The organism is Sulfurimonas sp. (genome assembly GCF_023229105.1).
In the GTDB taxonomy this organism is placed as follows: domain Bacteria; phylum Campylobacterota; class Campylobacteria; order Campylobacterales; family Sulfurimonadaceae; genus Sulfurimonas.
Genome location: NZ_JALNZY010000028.1, coordinates 1 through 23,533, shown reverse-complemented (window position 1 = coordinate 23,533; position 23,533 = coordinate 1). Strand labels below are relative to the sequence as shown.

The following is a 23,533-nucleotide window of genomic DNA, read 5'->3' as shown; positions in this document are numbered from 1 at the left end:
TCTAACCAATTTAGGCGAGAAGTCTTTAGGCTCCTTGGAACTCTCAGCTATTGCTTCGATGCTGATTTCCTCCCTGACTCCCTCAATCGCATCAAGCGTAAATGAGAAGATAGCAGATATCAGCCAGAAAATAAAAGAGAATCCCAGACTCCTAGAGAGTGCTTCCATTGAGTCCGAGATAAGGTCTGCAATAGCTCTTAGAATAGCGCTTGATAAACAGAGCGTTAAGGAGATGATTGAGTCTATTGACGGGGTGCTTGATAAACTCTCCTCAAGACTTATAGAGATGATAGAGAGTTCAGATAACTCAACCGTAGAGATACAAAAGATTAAAAAAGAGCTTGATAGCTACAATGAAAAAACAATTACAAATTTTAGTGTTGCACACAAAAAGATATATGCTATTGCCATAGCTCTGGAGAAAAATACGCAAGCACTCTCAATTGATCTGAAAAAACATAATAACGAAGTAAACGAATTGAGTAGCAAAATAGAGCGGCTTGAGCAGGAGCTTCAACGTGCAAAAGATGAATCTAAAGAGGATTTTTTAACAAAGATTTACAATAAGCGCGCGTTAGATGAGTTGATGAGCATCAAGGAGGCAGAGTTTGAGAGATATGAGCATAACTATGCCATCGTTTTTTTTGATTTAGATCATTTCAAATCGGTAAATGACACGTATGGACATGATGCAGGAGATGCTGTGCTTGTAGCCTTTGCAAAGATACTTAAAAATGAGGCAAGGGCGGTTGATATAGTCGGAAGATTTGGAGGCGAAGAGTTTATCGCTATTCTAAGGGAGACGGATGCTCAAGGCGGCGCCATGTTTGCCCAAAAGGTAAGAAAAAAGATAAAAAGTACACGTCTGATGTATAAAAACATGCAGATAAAGCTTACCGTAAGTTGTGGAGTTAGTGATAGAAAATCAAATTTCTCGCTTGAGAGTTTACTAAAGAGTGCTGATGAAAATCTATATAAAGCCAAAGAAGAAGGCAGAGACAGGGTTGTGTATAAGTGATACTAGAAGAGTATTTAAACCTTAAGCCACTCTACTATGAGAAAATAGATTATGAGCGGATGCCTCGTATATATAAAAAGATAAAATCCTCTCTTAGCGTTTTAAAAATAATCCATATTATCGGGACAAACGGCAAAGGCACAACTGGAAGATTTTTGGCAAATGCACTTTTTTCTATGGGTTTTTGCGTGGGGCATTATACCTCGCCTCATATTTTAGAGTTTAATGAGCGGATATGGAAAGATGGTGCAAACATAAGTGATGCAGTGTTAGAAGAGGCACATCAAGAACTTCAAAAGATTTTAACAAAAGATGATGCCCAGACGCTTAGTTATTTTGAATATACAACATTTTTAGCGATGCTGCTATTTCGTGAGTGCGACTATGTAGTTATGGAAGCAGGTCTTGGAGGCGAGCATGACGCAACTGCCGTATTTGCCAAAATTCTAACTCTTGTAACGCCAATAGCGTATGACCATGAGGCTTTTTTAGGTTCAAGTATAGATGAGATTGCGGTTACAAAATTAAATGCAATTAATAAGAGTGCGATTTTAGGCATTCAAAAATATGATGAAGTTTACAGAGTTGCAGACAGGTTGTGTGCTGAAAAATCTTTAAATATACAAAAAGTAGATGCGTTTATTGATGATGCAGACAGACAAAAGATAGGAGAGATTTCAAAAAAACTCTTCCTCGCGCCCTATTTGGTTGAAAACCTCTCTCTTAGTATTGCAGCTTTAAAGTTTTTGAATCTTTCGTATGGGGTAGAGAATTTTTCAAATCCTCCTCTTTTTGGAAGACTTACAAAAATAAGTGAGAATATTATAGTTGATGTCGGTCATAATGTTTTGGCGGCAAGTGGCATAGTTGATGCACTTTTGGGGAATAAGTACGTAGTTGTATATAATAGTTACAAAGATAAGAACTATAAAGAGATTTTAACAATACTAAAACCAATCATTTTACATGTAGAGATAATTGTCATAGATGATGTGAGAGCTGCACAAATAGAGAGTATTAAAACAGTTTTAACCGACTTAGAGATAAAATATGAATTATTTAAAGAGGTAAAGCCGGAGTTTAGCTATTTGGTATTTGGTTCTTTTAGTGTTGTGGAGACATTTTTAAGAGAGTATTATGAATAATCACTTTACGATTACTATACATGATGATAACGGTGTAAAACAGTTTAATCTTCATAAAATTATAAAAAAAGCCGTTTTTTATGCGGTTTTATTTATCGGAACTATTGCTCTTTTTGCAGTCGGGACAATCTTGTACCTAGATTATGAGGTTGATGAGATAGAGATAAAGCATAAGGGCATTCAACAAGCCTATTTAGCACAAAAAGAGAAAAATAGACTCTTAGATGAGAGTATAAAAGAGACACAGATAGCGCTTGATGATAAAAAAAACGAGTTATTAGAGATTTCAGAGTCGCTCTCTGAAATAGAGACACTTATAGGGCTTGCTCCCGTAGCAGAGATGTCTCTGCAAGATAGGGTAAATCTCACAAAATTAAGTTCTGAACATATGGCTACGCTTATGCAGTTTGTTCCAAGCGGTTCTCCAATCAAATATAATGGAATTACAAGTAGTTTTGGCTATAGAATACACCCGACATTAAACTCAAGAGAGCTTCATCGCGGAATAGACATGAGAGCATCCTTGGATACACCTGTTTATGCAACAGGTGACGGGCTTGTTGAGTGGGCAGGATTTCACGAAAAAAGCGGTTTTGGCAATCTTGTAATACTTGAGCACATTTATGGTTTTAAATCCTACTTTGCACATTTAAACAAAGTTGTGATAAAATCGGGAAGTTTTGTAAAAAAAGGCGATTTAATTGCTTATACGGGCAACTCTGGCATGAGCAGCGGTCCGCATCTCCATTATGAAATAAGATTTATTCAAAGGCCGGTTGACCCGATGGCGTTTGTAAAATGGAGTGTTGAAAATTATAATGATATATTTGAAAAGGAGAAACAGATACCATGGCAATCTTTAATAACGGCAACAGCGCACATAAAGGTACCAAACCCGACACAAACACTACCATCATCACAGCTGGCTCTACAATCAGAGGAGAGATGAACCTTTCATGTAATCTCTATGTAGATGGAGAATTTGAGGGGACAATAACCTCAAGCAAAGAGGTTAATATCGGTAAGAGCGGGCATATCAAAGGGGATATATCCACAACGAGATTAGTTGTTCAGGGATATATAGAAGGCAGTATTAGTGCCGCAAGAGTAGAGATTAAAGCACACGGAAGAGTAAACGGCTCTATAGAATCATGTGAATTGGTAATCGAAGCAAAAGGTATTTTTGAAGGAAACAGCATTGTAAAAGATGTGTCTGCCGCACCTATAAAAGCATCGCTAAGTGAGAGTATTCCTGCCGATACTTTAAAAGTATCATAGTCTTTAATTTTATTTAATGTCACAAAATAGACTATTTCAATACTATAAAACTTCCAAAAATCAAGATTTAGAAATCTTGATTTCTCAAGACTCAAAAGAGGCGCACGAGCTAGAGAGCGTGGCGAATTTTTTTAAAAAAGATGTTCTGGTTTTTCCTGATTTTAGAGCAACTTTAGGGGATGATTTGCGTGTATATAAAGAGGAGCTTCATGCACTCTTGTCTGCTTTGCGAAAATATTACTCTCTTAAAAAGAAGCCTCTTGTTATCTCGCCGTTAAAAACACTTCTCTTTAACTTGCCAAAAGAGAGTCTCCTAGGCTCTGTTTGCTTAGAATTTGGTTCTAAAATAGAGCTAAAGAGCTTTAAAGAGCAGATGCTTTTTTGGGGATACAATTTTGTGGATATGGTTCAAGTTGAAGGAGAAATCTCTTTTCGCGGTGACATTATAGATATATTTCCTCCCTCTTCTACGATGCCTCTTCGGATTTCACTCTTTGATGAGGAGATAGAGCAGATAAAATATTTTGAGCTAGAATCGCAAAGAACACAAAAAGAGGAACTTGAGAGTATTGAGATAACTCCTGCTTTTTACTCTTTAACCGAAACAGCATATAATGGTTTAAATGAGAAGGTAGCAAGAAGCGAGTTTGACTCCTTGGTTAAAGATATTGCCTCCTTGGGATTTTGGCATCTCGATGAGAGTGCGGCAAATTTTTTAGAGGGTAAAAATGCCAAACTCTCAAGAGAGCTTGATGCTTTTTTGGTTGATGCTTATGCGCTTAACAAACCCACGCTTAAAAGAGAGTCTTTTAACCTTGAAGCCTTAAGTGAATCTGATGATTTTAAAGAGATATCCGTAACCGACATTCATGCGCTTATAAAAGTGCACAAAGCAAAAAAAATAACCATTATCGCTTCAAACGAGGCAGTCGTTAAACAAGCCGGGCTATTTGACTTAAAAGGTATTGAGACTCGTTATGCTTCATATATCTTAAATATTCTCACAAAAGATGAGCTTATAATCTCACTCAATAAGCCCGATAAAGTAAGGAGAAGAAGAAAAAGCTCAATTTTGCTCGATGATTTAAAGACTGGCGATTATGTTGTCCATGAAGATTACGGGGTCGGTATATTTGAGAGCATTGAGAAGACCGAGATTTTAGGCGGGGTAAAAGATTTTATAGTCATAAAGTATGTAGGTGATGATAAAATTTTGCTTCCCGTAGAAAACCTTGATGTGATTGATCGCTATATTGCCTCAGGTGGCTCTGTTCCAGTTTTGGACAAGCTAGGAAAAGGAAGTTTTGGCAAACTAAAAGAGAGCGTAAAAAAACGACTTATGGAGATTGCGGGACAGATTGTTAACACCGCTGCTGCAAGAGAGCTTATAAAAGCGCCAAAAATTAGTGTTGATGAGGATGAGTTAAGGGAATTTCAAAAACTCTCAGGCTTTGTTTATACAGATGATCAGACACAATCTGTGAGTGAGATAATAGCGCAGATGAGTTCGGGTCATATTATGGACAGGCTGCTCAGCGGCGATGTCGGTTTTGGAAAAACAGAAGTGGCAATGAACACCATATTTGCAGCATACAAATCAGGATATCAGTCTGCACTTATAGTTCCTACAACGCTTCTTAGCGCACAACACTACCGCTCATTGCGTGAGAGGTTTGATGCTTTTGGTATAAGATGCTCAAAGCTTGATAGATTTGTAAGTGCTAAAGATAAGAAAAATATCATTAAAGCTCTCGCAAGTGGGGATTTGGATGTTGTTGTAGGGACTCATACCCTTTTTGATTTGGATTTTAAAAACTTAGGTGTTGTTATTATAGATGAGGAGCATAAGTTTGGTGTAAAACAAAAGGAGAAGATAAAAGAGCTTTATCATAATGTGCATCTTCTCTCGATGAGTGCAACCCCGATTCCTCGCTCGCTAAATCAGGCTCTTAGCTCAATAAAAACAATGTCGCAGCTGCTTGCCCCGCCAAATGACAGAGAACCAGTTAGAACATTTGTAAAAGAGTATGAAGAGAAGCTTATCAAAGAGGTAATTTTACGTGAAATTCGCCGTGGCGGACAGATATTTTACGTCCATAACTCAATAGACCACATGCCGATAAAACTCGGCGAACTAAAAGCGATATTGCCAGAACTTAGAGTGGTCATGCTTCACTCTAAAATCTCTGCAATTGAGACAGAAAAAGAGCTTTTGAAATTTGAAGCAGGAGAGTATGACCTGATGCTTGCAACCTCCATCATAGAATCAGGAATTCACATGCCTAGAGTAAATACCATTATAGTCGATGGGGCAGACAGATTTGGTATGGCAGACTTGCATCAACTCCGAGGACGTGTCGGGCGCAGCAGTGTTGAGGGATTTGCATATTTTATAGTAAATAATAAAGAGACATTAACGGATGATGCTAAAAAGAGACTTTTGGCATTAGAGTCAAACTCATTTTTGGGAAGCGGTTCTGTTTTGGCATATCATGACTTAGAGATACGCGGCGGCGGAAACTTGGTAGGAGATGCCCAAAGTGGTCATATAAAAAACATAGGTTACTCACTCTATCTTAGGATGCTAGAAGATGCTATAAAGCTTTTGAGCAATCAGGCACAGAGTGAAAAAGTAAAGGTAGATATAAAGCTCACTATTTCGGCATTTATATCAGATGAGGTAGTAAAAGAGGACAGACTCCGCCTAGACATATATAGACGACTCTCCGCATGTGAAGATAGTGTAGAGATATATGAGATACAAGAGGAGGTCATAGACCGCTTCGGTGAGCTTGACACCCCTACAAAACAGTTTTTTGAACTGATGGTCATTAAGCTTTTGAGCCTGCATAAGAAGATAAAGAGTGTCTCTAATTATGGACAAAATATTACGTTTGCCTATATGGATGAGAAAAAAGAGAGTATAAAATCCAACTCCAAAGATGATGATGACATTATAAAAGCGGTGCTTTTGTATTTGAGAGCGTGAAATTTTCGTATATGAATCTGTTTTTATCTTATGTATAATTATATTGACAACTATTGTAGTAATTGGTATAATAGTCGAAACTATAATAAATGGAGCTTTAAATGAATAATCCGTTTTATTTTGGTAATGAAGTGTATAGTGATGATTTTTGCAATAGAGTCGATGAACTGGGCGAGTTGAGACAAGATGTTGCAAGCGGGTTAAATATCCTTTTATATGCTCCAAGAAGATTTGGTAAAACTTCACTGCTAAAAAAACTTCAAAATGATTTGCAACATGATAAAAATACTAAAGTTATTTTTTTTGATTGGTTTAGTGTTGCAACTATTGAAGAGTTTATAGAAAAGTATTTTCATGCTATTGCCTATGCATTTGAGAGCAAAAGTGACAAAGTGGTTAAGCTTTTTAAAGAGGTGCTTCAAATAAGACCAAATATAACCATGAAACTATCCCAAACAAATGATATAAGCTATGGACTCTCTTTTACAAAAAAAGAGCTTGAGGCAACATTTGAGGATATCGTCAATCTGCCGTATCAATATGCTAAAAAAACAGACACAAAAGTTGTTGTAATATTTGATGAGTTCCAAGAGGTTGAGCAGTTTGATATAGAAAAAAAGCTAAGAACTATCATACAAACTCACTCAAGAGATGTATCATATATCTTTAGCGGCAGCAAAAAGTCGATTTTAAATAGCATGTTTAACGACAAGGGTAGAGCATTTTACAAATCTGTAAAACATAATATTATTAAAGAGATTAAACTTGATGATTGGGTGGCTTTTGCAAACGATAAATTTGCTAAAACAGACAAATCAATAACAAATAAACAGATAGAGCATATTTTTCATATCACAGATGGATTTCCTTACTATATGCAGCAACTCCTATATTTGGTGTGGGATATTGCACAAAAAAGTGTTCAAGATGAGGATATTATAAAAGCGCTAGAGTTAATGTACGAAAGAGAGTATGATTTGTATGCTTATATATATAGTTCTATTACGCCAAATCAAAAAATAACACTCAAATACATTGTGGAGTTTGACGGTATAAATCTTTACTCCAATGAAAATCTTGGACAAACAACTCTAAGCGCTTCAACACTTAAGAGCACTTTGGAATCTTTAATGAAAAAAGATATTTGTGATAGGCTGGGTGATAAATATTATCTTGTAGATCCGTTTATGAGATATTGGTTAAAAGAGAAGTAAAGGAAATATAACGTTGAGAGTAGCATTCATAGGCGATATAGTCGGAAATCCCGGCAGGGAGATGTTAAAGAGTTATCTGCCAAAGCTCAAGAAGGAGTATGGGATTGACTTTGTTATTGCAAACTATGAAAATGCTTCTCATGGTTTTGGTTTGACAAGCAAAAATGCAAACGAGATTGTCGGATACGGCGTGGACTGCATGAGCGGCGGAAACCATACCTGGGATAAAAAAGAGGTGGAGGCACTTTTTGCAACCCATGAGATTTTAAGACCTCATAACTACCCGGAGGAAGTTGGCGGAACTGGTTGCAAGGTTTATGAAGTTGCAGGAGAAAAACTAGGAGTTTTAAATCTTATGGGGCATTTTGCTATGCCATATACAGACAATGCTTTTAGGTGTGCAAAAGATAGTGTTGAGGCTCTGCATGAGCAAGGCGTAAGAAATATTTTGATAGATTTTCACGCAGAAGCAACAAGTGAAAAAAGAGCCATGATGATGCTTCTTAAAGGAAGCGTGAGTGCAATAATTGGAACGCATACACATGTGGGAACCGATGATTTTCAAATAGTAAACGATACGGCATATCTTACAGATATGGGACTTACGGGCTGTAGGGATAATGTGATAGGAATGGATGAGAAAGTGCCTCTTAAGCAGTTTTTAACTGGTTTAAAAGGACATTTTGATATTCCAAAAAAGTGTAAAAAAATAATGCAAATAGCCATCATGGATTTTAATGAGGGTAGATGCGAGAGTGCCTTTAAGCTTAAGATATTTGACGATGAGACAGTATTTAAAACAGATGCTTGGGTTGAGCGTTAAATATTTTTAGTGTAATAAAAAAGAGACCTTTTTTTGTTACAATAGTAAAAAATGCAATAGGACACTAGGATGAGTGCAAAGATTATCGTAGTAGAAGATGAAGAGGATATGCTAGAGCTTCTTGAGTATAATTTACAAAAAGAGGGTTATGAAGTCATAGGCTTTTTAAACACTAAAAGTGTTGAGCAGATGCTTCTTGAAGAGGAGATAGACCTTCTTATAATGGACAGGAATCTCCCCGGAGTTGAAGGTAGCGAATTTGTTCAAACTCTAAGAGCAGATGGTTTTGCTACGCCCGTAATATACCTTAGCGCAAAAAATCTTGACAGTGAGGTAGAGGAGGGATTTTTAAGAGGCGCAGATGACTACATAACAAAACCTTTTAACATGAAAGAGTTGCTGCTACGCATAAAAGCGGTTTTGCGAAGAACCTCAAGAAAGATAGAAGATGGAGTTTTGTCTTATAGGGATTTGGTTTTAGATAAGGGCTCAAGAGTGCTTAGCGTAGATGGTAAACAGATAGAAATAACAAAGCTGGAGTTTAACCTTTTGAGCGAGCTTATTTTAAACAAGAACAGCGTGCTTGATAGGGAGTATCTCCTAGATAATGTCTGGGGATATGGCGAAGAGTACCAACCCAAAACCGTAAATGTTGCCATAAACAGATTAAAAGAGAAGATAGACCCGGATAAGACAAAAGAGTATATACAAACTGTTCGCGGAGTAGGGTATAAGTTGTGCTGAAAATACATCAGATATTTATACTAAAATTTTTACTGCTTTTTGTAACAGCACTTTTAATATCCTCAGGTATCAGCTATATAACGCTAAAAGATATAATAATCGAGCATAATAAAAATCATTTAAAGCATGCTATTGAACTTATGGAGATAAGTCTGAAAAATATCGATAATTTAGACGAGTTTTCGGCTCAAATCAACAAAAAAACAGCGCTAAGAGTAACTATTATAGCAAAAGACGGTACTGTTTTAGCAGAAACAGATGCTGATAAAGAGGAGATGGATAATCATACTTCTAGATTTGAGGTAATGCTCTCAAATACCCAAGAATATGGTGATATAATAAGATACTCAAGTACAGTAAAAGCAGATTTTTTATATATTGCAAAAAAAACTTTTTATAAGGATGAGCAGATATATATAAGACTCTCTATGAGTTTGGCGCAGATTATGTATGATTTTTACTCTTTGTGGACAAAACTCTTTTTTGTATTTTTAGTAATTGTCGTCATTGCCACTTTTATCTCTAAAGTCATGAGTCAAAAAGTGGTTTATGATATTGGGCAGATTACAAATTATCTTGATGAGGTCTCAAATAAAAACTATAAAGCGGTTGTTAAAACTAAATATTTTTATGAGTTTTTGCAAATCTCGCTGCTTTTGAAAAATCTGGTAAAAAAATTGAGTAAAAATGAGAAGAATAAATCAAAACATATAGCAAAGCTTAGGCTAATGAATAAGCAGAGAAATGACATACTCTCAGCTCTCTCACATGAGTTTAAAAACCCTGTTGCGGCAATTATGGGATATGCGCAGACAATTGAAGAAGACGCGCAAATGCCGCAAAATATTCGAGATAAATTTTTAAGTAAAATTAGCAGCAACGGAGATAAAATATCAAAGATGCTAGATAGGCTGGCTCTATCTGTTAAACTTGAAAACGGGGATTTGACAATAAACAAAAGTGAGTTTGAGCTAAGCTTGCTTTGCTTAGAGATTGCGTCAAATTTTTCATCAAAATATAAAGATAGAGAGATAGTAGTCAAAGTTGAAAAATTATTAATTTTTAGTGATAAAACTATGCTTGAGCTTGTGTTGAGCAATTTGGTAGATAATGCCCTAAAATATTCTAACGGAGATGTTGTTATTGTTCTAAAAAATTATAAACTCTCGGTTGAAGATAACGGTATCGGGATACAAGAGAAGCATCTGCAAAAAGTTACAAATAAATTTTATAGAGTAGATAAAAATAGCTGGGATAACTCTATGGGACTTGGCTTAAGCATGGTTTCTTATGTTTTAAAGCTTCTTAGCTCCTCTCTTGAGATAACTTCTGAATTTGGTAAAGGCTCTACTTTTAGCTTTAACATTAAGAGTATGATAAGGGGCTAAATTTTTGACTGAATTGTCATCTTTTTAGCTTCAAAAAGCTCTATCGCTTTTTGAACCATGGGTTCATCCTTTATCTCTGTTGCATCAATTTCTCTTGAAAAGTCGCTGCTTTGGCAGTTTGTCACACAGCTGGCACTTCCTCCCATTTCGGCATCTTCTATCATTGATGTTGATTGGGTCTCATCTTTTTCTTCCTCAACTCTTTTTGTGCAGGCTTCATGTTTGATTTTTGTTTCAAACCCAAAAAGCTCTCTTACAAACTGTTTTACGACGGAGTAGCCGTGTGTTAAAATCTTTTTGCACTCCTCATCGGTACAGCTCTCCCATCTAAGGGTGTTCTCTTCAAAAGAGATAAAAGAGATGCTCTTCTCAAAACAATTACCTAGCTCAGAACTTCTATCCTTTAATTTAGCAATAAGCTGCTCAAAAATTGCCGCATCTGGATTTACTTCGGGATAAAAATCTTTAGCGACTTCTGGGCTATTTTTTGTATGCTGCTCCTGAGTCTCCTCTTGATGCAACTCTTCTTCTTGCTTTGGCGCAGGCGTTGCACATGAGATAGCAGGTCTTTGAATCTCTTTTTGTAAGGATTCAATCATCTGGTCAACCTCTTTTATGCGAAGTGCTTCTATCATTTTAAAAAATATAAGCGAGAGTACAAAAGAGCCGTCGGCATTTATGCTAAAGAGATATTTAGAGTCGCTTAGTATTCTAAAAAATCTATCTAAAACAAGAGTGGAGTAGAGCGCATCGCTTGCATACATTCTCTCTTTTAGGTAGGCTATAAGCTCATCTATAACCATCTCTGCTTCATAATCTTCTAAAATCTTTATCATTTCAACTAAGGCGATATGATCTTTTGCAAAAACCGCTTTAAAGAGTTTGTTTATAAACTCTGGATCTACAAGTCCTAGCATCTCCGCAACGGTACGAACATCTATATGGTTTTTGGAGTAGATTATAGCTTGATCCATAAGTGTAAGGGTGTCTCTAAGACTTCCTCTTCCGCTTCTTGCTAAAATTTCTAAAGCCTCGCTCTCATACTTGATGCCCTCAAGATTGAGTATATGCACCAGGTGATCTACGATTTTACTTGCAGCAATCGACTTAAATCGAAAGTGCTGCGTACGGCTTAAAATCGTGGCAGGAAGCTTAAGCGGGTCAGTGGTAGCTAGAATAAACTTGACGTAAGAGGGAGGCTCCTCAAGCGTTTTAAGAAGAGCGTTGAATGCAGGTGCTGTTAACATGTGTACTTCATCGATTATAAATATTTTAAACCGAGCAGTAGATGGTTTGTATTTCGTCTGCTCAACCAATTCACGAATATCATCTATTCCGCGGTTAGATGCTGCGTCCATTTCTACTATATCCATATGACGGTTTTCAAGCGCCATGATGCAGTTTTGACAACTTCCACATGGCTGATGCGTTATCCCTTTTTCACAGATGAGAGCTTTTGCAAATATACGAGCCGTGGATGTTTTTCCGCTGCCTCGAAGCCCGGAAAAAAGGTATGCATGGGAGAGTCTATTCGCATCTAGAGCAAGTGAGAGAGTTTGCGAAACACTCTCTTGCCCTATAAGTTCATCAAAGCTTTTTGGTCTATATTTTCTTGCTAATACTTCTGAACTCTCTCTCACTTGATTCTCCCTTTTTTGTTGAAGTGATTCTAACATTTGTAGGGTTAAACTTTAATATATTCAAGTTTAATCTACTCAGTGGTAAAATATGTAAATTTATTTTTGAGGAACAGCATGCTTAAATTTAGTTATAGAGGGATTATAGAAGATTCTAGAGCCTCCGCTTTTGTAGATTCAATTATAAATCAGCTTGATATGACAAAAAAAAGAGTTCAAAGCATTATTATCTCCCTAGAAGGCGCAAGTTATGAGAGTCAAAACAGAGTAAATTTAAATACTTTTATAAAAAAGCTTGATTCTCTTAGTGGTAAGTTTAAACTAAAAGTTGCGTTGATTGACTACAGCATTCCTCTTTATAAACATTTAAAGATGTCCTCAAAAGATACCCAAGTAAAGTTATTTAAAAACAGTGCAGCCGCAAAGCTTTTTTTAGAGCCAAAGTTATATAAAAAAGATTTACGAGTTTTGGTATATGATGAAGATGAACAAAATGCACAGCAGCTCTCAGAAGAGTTGTCTAAATATGGATACACGATTATCGTTGTGAGTGATGCAGAAAGATTTGAAGAGTTTTCAAAAGATAAAACAAATGATATTATAATTACTCACAGCTCAATTAATGGCAATTTCAAAACAAATGAGAACTCTCAAAAGCAGACACTCTCCTTATCAAAAAATCTTATAATGAATCTTCCTGTTTTTATGGATACTGCCGTAGAAACGCTAGTCTCTTTTACAGGATTAGAGGCTCAAAAGCTTTCACATACGATAAAAAACTTTGATGTGGACTCTAAAAAAAAGATGGTTATTGCAGTTATGTATTTTAGTGGAGATTTAGATGGTTACTTTGCCCTCTTGTTTCCAAGGGAGATAGCACTTACAGCAATAGAGTCATTTCTTGGAGAGAAGATTGAGGAGAGTGACAATGCAAGCATTATGGACGGAGTAGGGGAGTTTTGTAATGTTATAACGGGAAGTGCTAAAACAATTTTTTTAAAAAAAGATATTAAAGTCATATTTGAACTCCCAAAAACATACACTTTGATAGAAGAGGTTCGTTCTAAAATAGGCAGCAATAACGGCGTATGGATAGATATGCAACTAGCGGGAAAACCTTTTTATATGTTTATTACAAAGTAAAATATTAAATAACAAGCCACTTTTTAGCTATATTTCTTAATGATTCTGGATTTTCTGAAGCAAAAAATTCTAGTTTCGGCTTTTCGTATCTCTTTTTAAAGTCAAACTCTTTTTTCAAATATTCTACTATTGCATCACCGGAGTGGATAAGTAGGCTTTTTTTGTTAAAATAGTTTTGTAGAGCCTCTGAGATGAGAGGAAAATGAGTACATCCCAAGATGATTGCATCAGGAGCGGTAATGGTTTTAAAATAGTGCCTAAAAGTCGCCTCTAAAACTTCGCCTTCATATATCTCCTCTTCAACTATGGGGACAAAAAGGCCTGTCGCTTTTGTTTGAAGATTGTAAAATCCTTTTACATGAAGTCCTATTTCGTACGCTTTGGAGTTGATTGTTGCTTTTGTCCCAAGAATGAGTATGTTTGCATTTTTATCTTTAAGAGTATTATCAGTTGCTAAAATCCCAGCTTCAACAACGCCGATAACCGGACATGAGGAGACTTCTCTCATCTCATCTAGTGCGTGTGCGCTTACCGTATTGCACGCAACTATAATAAGGTCAAGGTCAAAGTTTTTGAAAAATTCTATGGCTTCTATGCCGTAGCGTATAATAGTTGCTTTGTCTTTTATGCCATAAGGCACGCGAGCAGTATCTCCAAAGTAGATAATCTCTGAAAAAAGCTGATGCTCAAGTAGGGATTTTACAACAGTTAAACCGCCAATCCCGCTATCAAATACGCCGACTTTCATTATTGATTAGGGTTCATACTTTCAAGAAACTCTTCATTTGTAGCTTTTTTGCCCATAGTGGAGTAAACAAATTTAAGTGCTTCTATCTCGTTTTCTTGTTTGTGAATCATTTGGCGGAGGATAAATACTTTTTGTAAGACTTCAGGACCTATAAGTAGCTCATCTTTTCTTGTTCCTGATTTTAAAATATCAATAGCAGGGAAGATTCTTCTGTCTGCAATCTTGCGATCAAGAATAACTTCAGAGTTGCCAGTACCCTTGAACTCTTCAAAGATAACTTCATCCATTCTGCTTCCTGTGTCTATAAGAGCAGTTGCGATAATGGTCAAGCTTCCGCCGTTTTCTATGTTTCTAGCAGCTCCAAAGAATCTTTTTGGTTTATGAAGAGCATTTGCATCAACGCCACCCGATAAAACTTTTCCGCTTGAAGGTGTTACGGTGTTGTAAGCACGAGCAAGGCGTGTGATAGAGTCAAGCAAAATAACAACATTCTTACCTAGCTCAACACGTCTTTTTGCTTTTTCTATTACCATCTCAGCAACTTTTACATGGTTTTTTGCAGGCATATCAAAGGTAGAGCTGTAAACCTCGCCCTTGACACTTCTCTCCATGTCCGTTACCTCTTCTGGTCTCTCATCAACTAGCAAAACCATCAAGTCAATCTCAGGATGATTATGTGTTATACCGTGAGCAATCTCTTTTAAAAGCTCTGTTTTACCGCTTCTTGGAGGTGCTACGATAAGTCCACGCTGACCTTTGCCGATAGGAGCGAAAAGATCCATCATACGACCCGTTAAGCCTTTTTCTCTATATTCAAGTTTAATTTGTTCAGTTGCATAAAGTGGAGTGAGGTTTTCAAAGAGAGGTCTTTTTTTGCTCTCTTCGGGGGGGAGACCGTTGACGGCTTCTATCTTGATGAGCGCGTAGTACCTCTCTTGCTCTTTAGGAGGTCTGACCTGCCCTGTGACGACATCTCCGTTACGAAGAGCAAAGCGTTTGATTTGAGTATTTGATACATAGGCATCGTTGATGCTCTCATCAAAGCTTTTGTCTATTGAGCGTATAAATCCATAACCGTCTTGCATAATCTCTAAAATACCGATAAAGAGGATAAACCCTCCCTGTTCAGTTTGCGCTTTTAATATCTCAAAGATAAGGTCTTGACGCTTAAGTTCGTTTGGATGCTCAATCCCAAGCTCGGCAGCCATAACTGTAAGTTCTTCAATACGTTTTATACGCAAATCTTCTACACTTACGCCTTTTACCGGAGTGTGCGTTCTTGTTTTTGTGTTATTTTTGTTGTTTGTTTTACGAGGTTGTTGTGGAGTGTTTTCACTCATATTGTAGCTGCCTTAATGTTTTTAGATTTTGCCCTGTGGATATTAATTGTATGGTGCATAGGCAAAGAGTAAGATGATTTCATACAAGTTTAATTTCATAATTTTACACTAATAGAAGTTCTAATGTCAAGGGATACATGTTTTGTTGAGTTTCGCAAGTGCTTTACAATATTCTAAAATCATTTTTAGCCTATCTAAAGAGATATACTACAGAAAAAAACAGAAGAAAAAGTTTTTTCACTTCAGCTTTGAAAGAAGCATAAAGAGCATCAGCGATAGTGCTGAGACCAAGATAATGCTAGCGCCTGAAGTTATGTTAAAGCTATAAGAGAACCAAAGACCTATGGTAGTAAAAACAGAGGCGATAAGACCTGAGATAAGCATCATGCTAAAAAGCGATGAGGAAAGCCTCTGGGCGATATAGACGGGAATGCTCAAAAGTGCAATAACTAAGATAAGCCCTACCACTTTTATGGCAATTACAACGGTTAGCGCGGATAGAATAAGAATCAGCGTATAGAAAAATTTTACATTTATACCGCTAAGTGCTGCATACTCGCTATCATAAGAGACGGCTAAAATATTTCGGTACCAAAATGTGATAACAAAAAGTATTACGACAAAAAGGGAACCCATAAAATATAAATCATCTCTGTTTACAGCTAAAATAGAGCCAAAAAGGTAGCTTAACAAATCGACATTATACCCCGGAGTCAAATCCACAAGAATAATCCCTATCGCCATTCCTACGGCCCACGTAAGCCCTATAAAAACATCAATATTTTCTCTTTGGTTGATAGTTATAAATGCCATAAAAAGCGCTGCTGCAACGGCAAAAAGAGAGGTGCCTAGAAAAATCGGGATACCTGTAAATATAGCTATACCAATACCGCCGTATGCAGCATGTGCAATACCTCCGGCTAAAAAAACCATTCTGTTTGCAACAATTAAAGAACCTATAATTCCCGAGATAAGACTTACAAGTACGCCTGCAATAAGAGCGTTTTGTATAAATTCATAAGAGAGGGCTTCTAACATTTGCATTTTCCTAGCATCTCAAGGAGTTCAACTTCGCAGATATGATCACTCTTTGTTTCGATATTTTTTATGGAGCTTATGTCATGGAACGAGAGTTTTTTGTTGATGTGCGCGACTTTGGAAGCATACTCCAAAAGGACAGAGATGTCATGGCTGACGACAATTATGGTTATCTCTTTGTTAAGCTCCTTTAAAAGCTCATATATCTGTTTTTGCCCATCCGTATCTATGCTTGAAGTTGGTTCATCGAGCAGCAGGATTTTAGGATCTGCACAAAGTGCTCTTGCTATCATCACTCTTTGGCGCTGACCGCCTGAGAGGGAGCCTATCTTAGAGTTTGCAAACTCCTGCATGCCAACCTTCTCTAAAAGTTCCATGGCATGATGTACCTCCTCTTTTTTATAGCCAAAAAGGGAGGTTCTAAGGGAACTTTTTCCCATCATAACGACCTCTATGGCTTTGATGGGAAAATTAAGATTTATGTTTGTATTTTGTGGAACATAACCGATTTGCGAGATGCTTTTTCGAATCGATTTGTCTAAAATAGTAATACTTCCTTTTTGTAAAGGGTTAATGCCGAGCATAAGTTTGACAAGCGTACTTTTGCCGCCTCCGTTAGGACCTATAAAAACCATGAAATCTTTTTCAAAAATCATAAGATTAATATCTTCGAGGATTAAATCCTTATCGTAGGCAAAGGAGAGGTTTTTTACCTCTATGACGGCTCTTGTTTTATTTTTGTGCAATTGATTTTGCCAATTCTATTAGATTTTGCGACCAGTTTGGATTAAGCGGTGAGATTTTTTTGACCGAGATACCAACCTCTTTTGCAATGATTTGGGCGCTTTTGTCCGAAAACTCCGGCTGCGAAAAAATTACCCTAACTTTTTGTTCTTTTGCTTCGTTGATGATGTGAATCATCTCCTTTGGTTTAGGCTCCTTGCCGTCTGCTTCTACTGCAATTTGTAGGAGGTTATACTCTCTTGCAAAGTAACCCCAAGAAGGATGAAAAACCATAAATTTGCTCTTTGGGCTCAAATCTTTTAGTATCTCTTTTATCTTTGCATCTGTATCTTCTATCTCTTTTAAAAATATGTCCAGATTTGTTTTATAGGCGGTTGTGTTTTTTGGATCAAGTTCTGAGAGAGTTTTGTAGATAACCTCTGCCATTATTGCTACATTTTTTGGCGAGGTCCATGTATGAGGATCCTCTCCTTCATGTTTATGTTCGTCTGCATGAGAGTGCGAATCCTCTTGTGTCTCAAGTTTTGAAATATTTTTGCTAATATCCACAAAGTGCAGTTTCTCATTTTGTGATTTAAACTTTTGTAGCCATACATGTTCAAACTCAACGCCGATACTAAAGTACACATCTGCTTTTGAGATGGCTACCATTTGCGAAGATTTTGGCTCATAAGAGTGCGGAGAGTTTCCGGGTTCAACCATTAGTGTCAAATCAACCATATCTTTGGCAATCTTCTGTACAAATGTTTTTTGGGGAAGGATGCTTACTATAATAATAGGTTTGGCAAAAGCCACAGAACTAAAGAGTAAAAATAGTAAAAGTAATCTTTTTTTCACATAAAATCCTTTAAAGGCGGTATTTTACTTTTAGCGTACTTAAATGCAACTTACTCGCACGAATCTAAGATTTTGTAAAGAGAGAAAATGTTAACATTTCATCATGCAAATAAAAAATATTATTGAAGAAAAAAATCTCAAATTAACAGCTGCAAGAAGAGAGCTTTTAGAGATATTTAACTTCGAGCAAAGACCCCTCTGTTTTGAAGATATAAAAGACAAAATCAACATGGACAAGGCTACATTTTATAGAAATATCTTGATGTTTGAAAAAGAGTCTATAGTAAGAGGTTTTGAGTCTAATGATAAAAAAAGATACTATGAAATCCAAGGCTCCGCGCACTCGCACTTTATATGTAATTTATGCAATGATATAGAGTGTTTGGATGAAGTCCGTCCTAAAAAATTAAGCGGATATACCATCGTCGATACGATTTATAAGGGCATCTGCAAAGTGTGTAATAAAGAGTCATAAAAAAGCAAATATTCAAGCTTTAATGATAGAATTACACTATGAAAAAAAGATACAGAATTTTAGTAACAAATGATGATGGATATGAGGCAAAAGGGCTTTTAAGTTTAGTAGCAGCTCTTAGAGAAATAGAAGATGTTGAGGTTACGGTAGTGGCACCAGCGAGCGAAAAGTCTGCATGCGGGCACTCGCTTACCATAGTTCGCCCTCTTCGTTTTGTAGGCATCAGTGACAACTTCTTTAAGCTTGATGATGGAACTCCGAGTGATTGCGTATATCTCGCACTTAGCACGATATTTGTAGATGCAAAGCCTGACTTGCTTATCAGCGGAATAAACCGCGGCTCAAACATGGGCGAAGATATCACATACTCAGGAACTGCGGCGGGAGCGATGGAGGGAGTTTTGCATGGTATTCCTTCTATAGCCATATCTCAAGTGATGGACTTTACCGACCCCGGCGGGGATTTTTCTTTGGCGCAAGAGACAGTTAAAAAACTCGTTGTAAAGATAAAAGGTGGCTCCTTTCCTCTTCCTGAGCGAGAGTTTTTAAATGTCAATATTCCTCCAAACATTGACATAAAAGAGCCTAAAATGCTCATTACTTATGCGGGTTACAGACTTTACGCAAATGATTCGCATCTTCACAGAAATCCAAGAGGCGAGGAGTTTTACTGGCTGGGAACGCATCCGCTTAACTTCACTGCACGCAATGGGAGAAAAGGCTTATGTGATTATGAGGCGATAAAATCGGGAAATATATCTATATCGCCTATAAAGCTTGATATGAGCGCATATAAAAGTATAAACAGACTTAAAGAGTGGATAGATTAAAAATGAAAAATGCGCGCACAAAAATCCTTTTTGGGGAGGATTTTTCAAAACTTAAAGATGCAAAAATTTTACTGCTAGGTGTCGGCGGAGTCGGAGGGCACTGCCTTGACTGTCTTAGTAGAAGTGGTGTTGTGCATATAACTATTGTAGATTTTGACACCTATGACATATCAAATCAAAACCGCCAGATGTGGTCGGAGTTGCATGAGGGTGAGATAAAAGTTCAAGCGCTTAAAACACACTATCCGCAGGTAAAGAGTATAAACGCAAAGATAGACGAGCAGTGGGTTTTGGATTTTGACTTTGATGAATATGACGTAGTTCTTGATGCCATAGATGACATAAAAGCAAAACTCGCGATTGCTAAAAAGTGCCATAAAAAGCTTATCTCCTCATTTGGTTCGGCTAAAAGAGTTGACCCCACAAAAGTATGTGTTGATGATGTTTGGAAAAGTCACGGCGACAAATTTGGTTCAAAAATCCGCTATGAACTTAAAAAAGGTGGCTTTAAAAAAAAGTATAAAGTTATCTTTAGCACCGAAGAGGTAAAAGTAAAAGAGAAGGGAAGTTTTAATGCCGTCACGGGAACTTTTGGACTTGTCATGTGTGCAGAAGCTATTAAAAAAATAGTTTCAAAATAGAGGAGAGTTTAGATGTTTAATGGTTTCGACTTAAATGACCCGCTTGTTTGCGAGGGAATAATAGGAGACGGCTGCGGCGGCGGAAGAGTGTTTTTTATAAAAGATGAAACACTCTACGCACACGACCCCATCTCAAAAAAGAGCATGACACTTGCGCAAAACATAAAAAAAGCAAAAAATATAAGCAAAAGCAAGTGCATTATAACCATAGAGTGTGAAGATAAAAAGATAGAACTTGACCTCTCAAAAATAACACCTCCTTAAAAAAAGTTTTAATATTTGAACTATGAAACTCTACAGTTAAGATGAAATCAAGATACCGATACAAGAGAAGTAGAATCAATCATGGACGAGTTGGTTTATAAGTTGTATAATTTAAGTGATGAAGAGATAAGAGTAATAGAGGGTGAGTGAAAATACAAACAATACATTTGGAAGTAAAAGACGTTTATGTTAAAAACATCATATCACTTTTAAATAGCGTAAAGGGCATTATGATTGACAAAATAGAGATAGAGGGCGATGAAAATTTAAAAGCCGACCCTTACTTTTATGAGAGAAGGGAAGAGCTGCATAAGTTGCGGGATGATGTGAGAAGCGGAAATATGCAGATGTTTGATTTCAATGAATCAATGGATGCCCTTCTTTTAGAACTTCAAAAATGATTATTATTGAAACAAGTCGTTATAAAAGCGAGTTGAGAGATATTGTATTTTTTATAAAAAACGATAAATTAAGCGCTTCAATAAAGTTTGTTCAAGAGTTAAAAGAAGGTATAAATAATCTTGTGAATTTTCCAAAAAAATATAGAAAATCAAAATACTATGAAGATGAAAATATTAGAGATATGATTTTCTACGGGTATACTATGTGTCTATGAAATTTTTGAAGATAGGATTGAAGTCCTAAGTATCTTCAACCAAAACCTGCCCATCAAATAAAAAATTAATTTGATATAATTGTAAAATAAAATAACAAAAGAGAATAATTTATGGAAAAAATGGAACCTATGACACTGTTTGGGTATAACAAACTCCAAGCAGAAGTAAAAAATTTAAAAAATGTAAAAAGACCGGCTGTGGTTAAGGCGATAGAAGAGGCGCTTGAGCATGGCGATTTGAAGGAAAATGCCGAGTATCACGCGGCAAAAGAGCAGCAAAAACAGATTGATAACCGTATGGAAGAACTCTCAGAGATAATAGGATGTGCAAAGATTGTCGATCCGAGCGATCTTGAACACTCTAAAGTAAGCTTTGGCTCAACTGTAGTCGTATCTGATACAAACACGGATGAGGAGTTTACATATACTATAGTCGGCGGATGTGAGTCAAATCCAGATATGGGGCTAATCTCTTTTAACTCTCCTTTGGCAAAGCAGCTTTTAGGAAGAGAGGAGGGTGATGATGTTAAGGTTAACCTGCCAAACGGAAAAATAGAGTTTGAGATAGTTGAAGTAAGGTATCAGGAGATAGTTTTTGAGTGTAATTAATGTCGGAATTATTGGCGTAAGCGGCTATACGGGGCTTGAGCTTTTAAAAATTCTTATTCATCATCCAAAATTTAACCTCTCTTATGTTGCAAATACAGAGGGTGGAACGACTTTAAGCGCACTTCATCCATCACTTGCCAAGGTTTCTGATTTAGAGGTTAAAAAAGCCGATATTAACGAGTGTGCGGATAGTTGCAAGCTTCTCTTTTTAGCACTTCCGCATCAGACTGCAATGGCTTACGTAAAGCCACTTATTGCTAGGGGTTTAAAAGTAGTTGATTTGTCTGCGGATTATAGATTGCCTCAGGATATTTATGAGGAATTTTACTGCCCTCATACAGATGCAGAGAATCTTCAACATGCTATCTATGGACTTCCTGAACTTTTTCGCCAAGAGTTAAAGTCGGCTTCTTTGGTTGCAAATCCGGGATGTTTTCCAACCTCCGCAATTTTGGGACTTTTACCGTTTATGGACAGAAGAGTAAAACATACCCCTATTATAATAGATGCAAAAACGGGCGTGAGCGGTGCCGGTAAAAAACTAAGCGAGACAACGCACTTTGTAAATGTCAATGACAATCTTTTTGCATACAATCCACTCACGCATAGACACGCTCCAGAAATCGCACAAAAGCTCGGTGTAAATTTTGAGGAAATTTATTTTGTTGCGCATCTAGTTCCCATAACACGTGGAATGTTAAGCTCTATCTATATCCAAGTAGAGGGAGATTTTGATGCGCATGAACTTCTTGAGGCTTACTATAAAGATGCCAAATATGTGAGAGTGAGAAAGAGCCCAGTTGATATGAAAAATGTAGCGGGAACAAACTTTTGTGATATTTATGTAAAAAGAAAAGGCAATCTTCTTTTTATATCAAGTGCAATTGACAACCTTATGAGAGGCGCATCCTCCGCAGCGGTCGTTAATGCAAATCTCATAATGGGATTTGATGAAGATTTAGGGATACCAAACATAGCTTATGTTCCATGATTTAGAGATAAAAGATGGTGCGTTTGTTATAGCTGATGCGCACTATTCTCATAAACGCCCTTATTTTTTAGAGTTTTTAAAAGATATTTATTCAAAAAAACTCCTCCCCACTCAACTTATTTTGATGGGCGATATCTTCGATACGCTTTTTGGTCAAGTACCCTATACGCACACTGTTAATCAAGAGGCAATTAAGCTTATAAACGAAATATCTAAAACAATAGAAGTGATATATCTTGAGGGGAATCACGACTTTAATCTAAAAAATATTTTTCCCTCAGTAAGGGTATTTCCAATCTTCGCTCAACCTCTTTCATGCAATATGCAGGGCAAAAAAGTTCTGCTTTGCCATGGCGATATTCAGAGCGATTTTAGTTATAAAATATATACGTCATTTATCAGAAATCCCTTAGTTTTACACCTGTTAAGGATTATTGATTCTTTAACTAACCACGCTATTTTAAAACGTCTTGATTTATATTTGGGCAAAAAAAATGATTGTAAAGAGTTTATAGAACTAGAGAGTTTTATCTCTAAAAGAGTAGGAGATAAATTTAGTTGTGACTATTTTGTTGAAGGACATTTTCATCAAAACAAAACTTTAAAACTAAAGGACTTTATCTATGTAAATCTGGGTGCTTTTGCGTGCAATCAAAGATATTTTATTGTAAAATTAAACAACGACATACAATTTTTACAAGAAAAAATTTTCTCAAAAGGGAATTAAGATATGAATATAGAAACTTCACTAAAAGTTGGCTCAAATGAGATGGAACTTGTGGACTTTCGCATCTTTAAGCAAGAAGATGACAGAGTTTATGAGGGGATTTACGGAGTAAATGTTTCAAAAGTTCGAGAGATTATAAAGTTACCAAATTTAACGGAATTACCGGGAACCCCAGATTTTATAGAGGGTATTTTTGATTTAAGAAGCGTTGTTATCCCGGCGGTAAATTTAGCAAAATGGATGAAGATTAAAGAGCCTGAAGATTCACAAAAAAACTATAGAGTAATAATTACC

General features: G+C 36.6%; 26 protein-coding genes. 20 read left to right on the top strand and 6 right to left on the bottom strand.

What is annotated here, in order from left to right; all coding sequences use genetic code 11:
- The 9 genes from M0Q17_RS05465 to M0Q17_RS05425 all read left to right on the top strand — a co-directional run.
- Positions 1 to 1,018 (top strand): GGDEF domain-containing protein (locus M0Q17_RS05465; RefSeq protein ID WP_295084221.1); only part of this gene is annotated, 1,018 nt, incomplete at its 5' end.
- Positions 1,015 to 2,163 (top strand): bifunctional folylpolyglutamate synthase/dihydrofolate synthase, encoded by a 1,149-nt coding sequence (locus M0Q17_RS05460; protein ID WP_295084219.1) that lies wholly within the window; start codon positions 1,015 to 1,017, stop codon positions 2,161 to 2,163. The genes M0Q17_RS05465 and M0Q17_RS05460, both read left to right, overlap by 4 nt.
- Positions 2,156 to 3,112 carry a peptidoglycan DD-metalloendopeptidase family protein gene (locus tag M0Q17_RS05455; RefSeq protein ID WP_295084217.1) on the top strand — a complete coding sequence of 319 codons (957 nt, stop codon included), beginning with the start codon at positions 2,156 to 2,158 and terminating at the stop codon, positions 3,110 to 3,112. Before M0Q17_RS05460 ends, M0Q17_RS05455 begins: the two co-directional genes overlap by 8 nt.
- Positions 3,109 to 3,441 (top strand): polymer-forming cytoskeletal protein, encoded by a 333-nt coding sequence (locus tag M0Q17_RS05450; RefSeq protein ID WP_295084215.1) that lies wholly within the window; start codon positions 3,109 to 3,111, stop codon positions 3,439 to 3,441. Before M0Q17_RS05455 ends, M0Q17_RS05450 begins: the two co-directional genes overlap by 4 nt.
- A gap of 16 nt (positions 3,442 to 3,457) precedes the next feature.
- Positions 3,458 to 6,430: a DEAD/DEAH box helicase gene (locus tag M0Q17_RS05445; RefSeq protein WP_295084213.1), complete on the top strand. Its 2,973-nt coding sequence runs from the start codon at positions 3,458 to 3,460 to the stop codon at positions 6,428 to 6,430.
- Positions 6,431 to 6,531: 101 nt separating this feature from the next.
- Entirely contained in the window at positions 6,532 to 7,644 is a 1,113-nt protein-coding gene (locus M0Q17_RS05440; protein ID WP_295084210.1) for an ATP-binding protein, read from the top strand.
- 13 nt (positions 7,645 to 7,657) lie between these two features.
- On the top strand, positions 7,658 to 8,467 hold the full coding sequence (locus M0Q17_RS05435; protein WP_295084208.1) for a TIGR00282 family metallophosphoesterase: 810 nt from the start codon (positions 7,658 to 7,660) through the stop codon (positions 8,465 to 8,467).
- A 69-nt stretch (positions 8,468 to 8,536) separates the two neighbouring features.
- Complete coding sequence (locus M0Q17_RS05430) at positions 8,537 to 9,211, top strand: response regulator transcription factor (protein WP_295084207.1); 675 nt, start codon at positions 8,537 to 8,539, stop codon at positions 9,209 to 9,211.
- Positions 9,205 to 10,599 (top strand): ATP-binding protein, encoded by a 1,395-nt coding sequence (locus M0Q17_RS05425; protein WP_295084205.1) that lies wholly within the window; start codon positions 9,205 to 9,207, stop codon positions 10,597 to 10,599. The genes M0Q17_RS05430 and M0Q17_RS05425 overlap by 7 nt, the downstream gene beginning before the upstream one ends.
- Here M0Q17_RS05425 and M0Q17_RS05420 read toward each other — a convergent pair.
- Entirely contained in the window at positions 10,596 to 12,239 is a 1,644-nt protein-coding gene (locus M0Q17_RS05420) for a DNA polymerase III subunit gamma/tau (protein ID WP_295084203.1), read from the bottom strand. The two genes, M0Q17_RS05425 and M0Q17_RS05420, sit on opposite strands and share 4 nt — an antisense overlap.
- Positions 12,240 to 12,353: 114 nt before the next feature.
- On the opposite strand from M0Q17_RS05420, the gene M0Q17_RS05415 reads away from it, so the two are divergent.
- On the top strand, positions 12,354 to 13,379 hold the full coding sequence (locus M0Q17_RS05415; protein ID WP_295084201.1) for a chemotaxis protein CheX: 1,026 nt from the start codon (positions 12,354 to 12,356) through the stop codon (positions 13,377 to 13,379).
- A gap of 4 nt (positions 13,380 to 13,383) precedes the next feature.
- Here the strand turns inward: M0Q17_RS05415 and murI are convergent, their stop codons facing one another.
- From murI to M0Q17_RS05390, 5 genes are all read right to left on the bottom strand, one after another.
- A complete protein-coding gene (murI, locus tag M0Q17_RS05410) occupies positions 13,384 to 14,127 on the bottom strand; it encodes a glutamate racemase (RefSeq protein WP_295084199.1) in 744 nt (247 codons plus the stop codon).
- Positions 14,127 to 15,467 (bottom strand): transcription termination factor Rho, encoded by a 1,341-nt coding sequence (gene rho / locus M0Q17_RS05405; protein WP_295084197.1) that lies wholly within the window; start codon positions 15,465 to 15,467, stop codon positions 14,127 to 14,129. Before rho ends, murI begins: the two co-directional genes overlap by 1 nt.
- A gap of 237 nt (positions 15,468 to 15,704) precedes the next feature.
- Entirely contained in the window at positions 15,705 to 16,505 is an 801-nt protein-coding gene (locus M0Q17_RS05400) for a metal ABC transporter permease (RefSeq protein ID WP_295084194.1), read from the bottom strand.
- Positions 16,499 to 17,251 (bottom strand): ABC transporter ATP-binding protein, encoded by a 753-nt coding sequence (locus tag M0Q17_RS05395; RefSeq protein ID WP_295084192.1) that lies wholly within the window; start codon positions 17,249 to 17,251, stop codon positions 16,499 to 16,501. Before M0Q17_RS05395 ends, M0Q17_RS05400 begins: the two co-directional genes overlap by 7 nt.
- Positions 17,238 to 18,086: a zinc ABC transporter substrate-binding protein gene (locus M0Q17_RS05390; RefSeq protein ID WP_295084190.1), complete on the bottom strand. Its 849-nt coding sequence runs from the start codon at positions 18,084 to 18,086 to the stop codon at positions 17,238 to 17,240. Before M0Q17_RS05390 ends, M0Q17_RS05395 begins: the two co-directional genes overlap by 14 nt.
- Before the next feature lie 103 nt (positions 18,087 to 18,189).
- On the opposite strand from M0Q17_RS05390, the gene M0Q17_RS05385 reads away from it, so the two are divergent.
- The 10 genes from M0Q17_RS05385 to M0Q17_RS05340 all read left to right on the top strand — a co-directional run.
- The gene (locus M0Q17_RS05385; RefSeq protein WP_295084188.1) at positions 18,190 to 18,561 is read left to right on the top strand and encodes a transcriptional repressor; all 372 of its coding nucleotides are present in this window, start codon (positions 18,190 to 18,192) and stop codon (positions 18,559 to 18,561) included.
- 38 nt (positions 18,562 to 18,599) lie between these two features.
- On the top strand, positions 18,600 to 19,391 hold the full coding sequence (gene surE / locus M0Q17_RS05380; protein WP_295084186.1) for a 5'/3'-nucleotidase SurE: 792 nt from the start codon (positions 18,600 to 18,602) through the stop codon (positions 19,389 to 19,391).
- A gap of 2 nt (positions 19,392 to 19,393) precedes the next feature.
- Positions 19,394 to 20,032: a ThiF family adenylyltransferase gene (locus M0Q17_RS05375; protein ID WP_295084183.1), complete on the top strand. Its 639-nt coding sequence runs from the start codon at positions 19,394 to 19,396 to the stop codon at positions 20,030 to 20,032.
- A gap of 12 nt (positions 20,033 to 20,044) precedes the next feature.
- Positions 20,045 to 20,296: a thiamine biosynthesis protein ThiF gene (locus tag M0Q17_RS05370; protein WP_295084182.1), complete on the top strand. Its 252-nt coding sequence runs from the start codon at positions 20,045 to 20,047 to the stop codon at positions 20,294 to 20,296.
- 146 nt (positions 20,297 to 20,442) lie between these two features.
- The gene (locus M0Q17_RS05365; protein ID WP_295084181.1) at positions 20,443 to 20,697 is read left to right on the top strand and encodes a hypothetical protein; all 255 of its coding nucleotides are present in this window, start codon (positions 20,443 to 20,445) and stop codon (positions 20,695 to 20,697) included.
- A complete protein-coding gene (locus M0Q17_RS05360; RefSeq protein WP_295084179.1) occupies positions 20,694 to 20,912 on the top strand; it encodes a type II toxin-antitoxin system RelE/ParE family toxin in 219 nt (72 codons plus the stop codon). Before M0Q17_RS05365 ends, M0Q17_RS05360 begins: the two co-directional genes overlap by 4 nt.
- A gap of 111 nt (positions 20,913 to 21,023) precedes the next feature.
- A complete protein-coding gene (gene greA, locus M0Q17_RS05355) occupies positions 21,024 to 21,521 on the top strand; it encodes a transcription elongation factor GreA (RefSeq protein ID WP_295084176.1) in 498 nt (165 codons plus the stop codon).
- Positions 21,508 to 22,512 carry an N-acetyl-gamma-glutamyl-phosphate reductase gene (gene argC / locus M0Q17_RS05350; RefSeq protein ID WP_295084173.1) on the top strand — a complete coding sequence of 335 codons (1,005 nt, stop codon included), beginning with the start codon at positions 21,508 to 21,510 and terminating at the stop codon, positions 22,510 to 22,512. Before greA ends, argC begins: the two co-directional genes overlap by 14 nt.
- The gene (locus M0Q17_RS05345) at positions 22,502 to 23,239 is read left to right on the top strand and encodes a metallophosphoesterase (protein WP_295084170.1); all 738 of its coding nucleotides are present in this window, start codon (positions 22,502 to 22,504) and stop codon (positions 23,237 to 23,239) included. The genes argC and M0Q17_RS05345 overlap by 11 nt, the downstream gene beginning before the upstream one ends.
- A gap of 3 nt (positions 23,240 to 23,242) precedes the next feature.
- Positions 23,243 to 23,533, top strand: a 291-nt coding sequence (locus M0Q17_RS05340; protein ID WP_295084167.1) for a chemotaxis protein CheW, incomplete at its 3' end; no start/stop codon positions are given.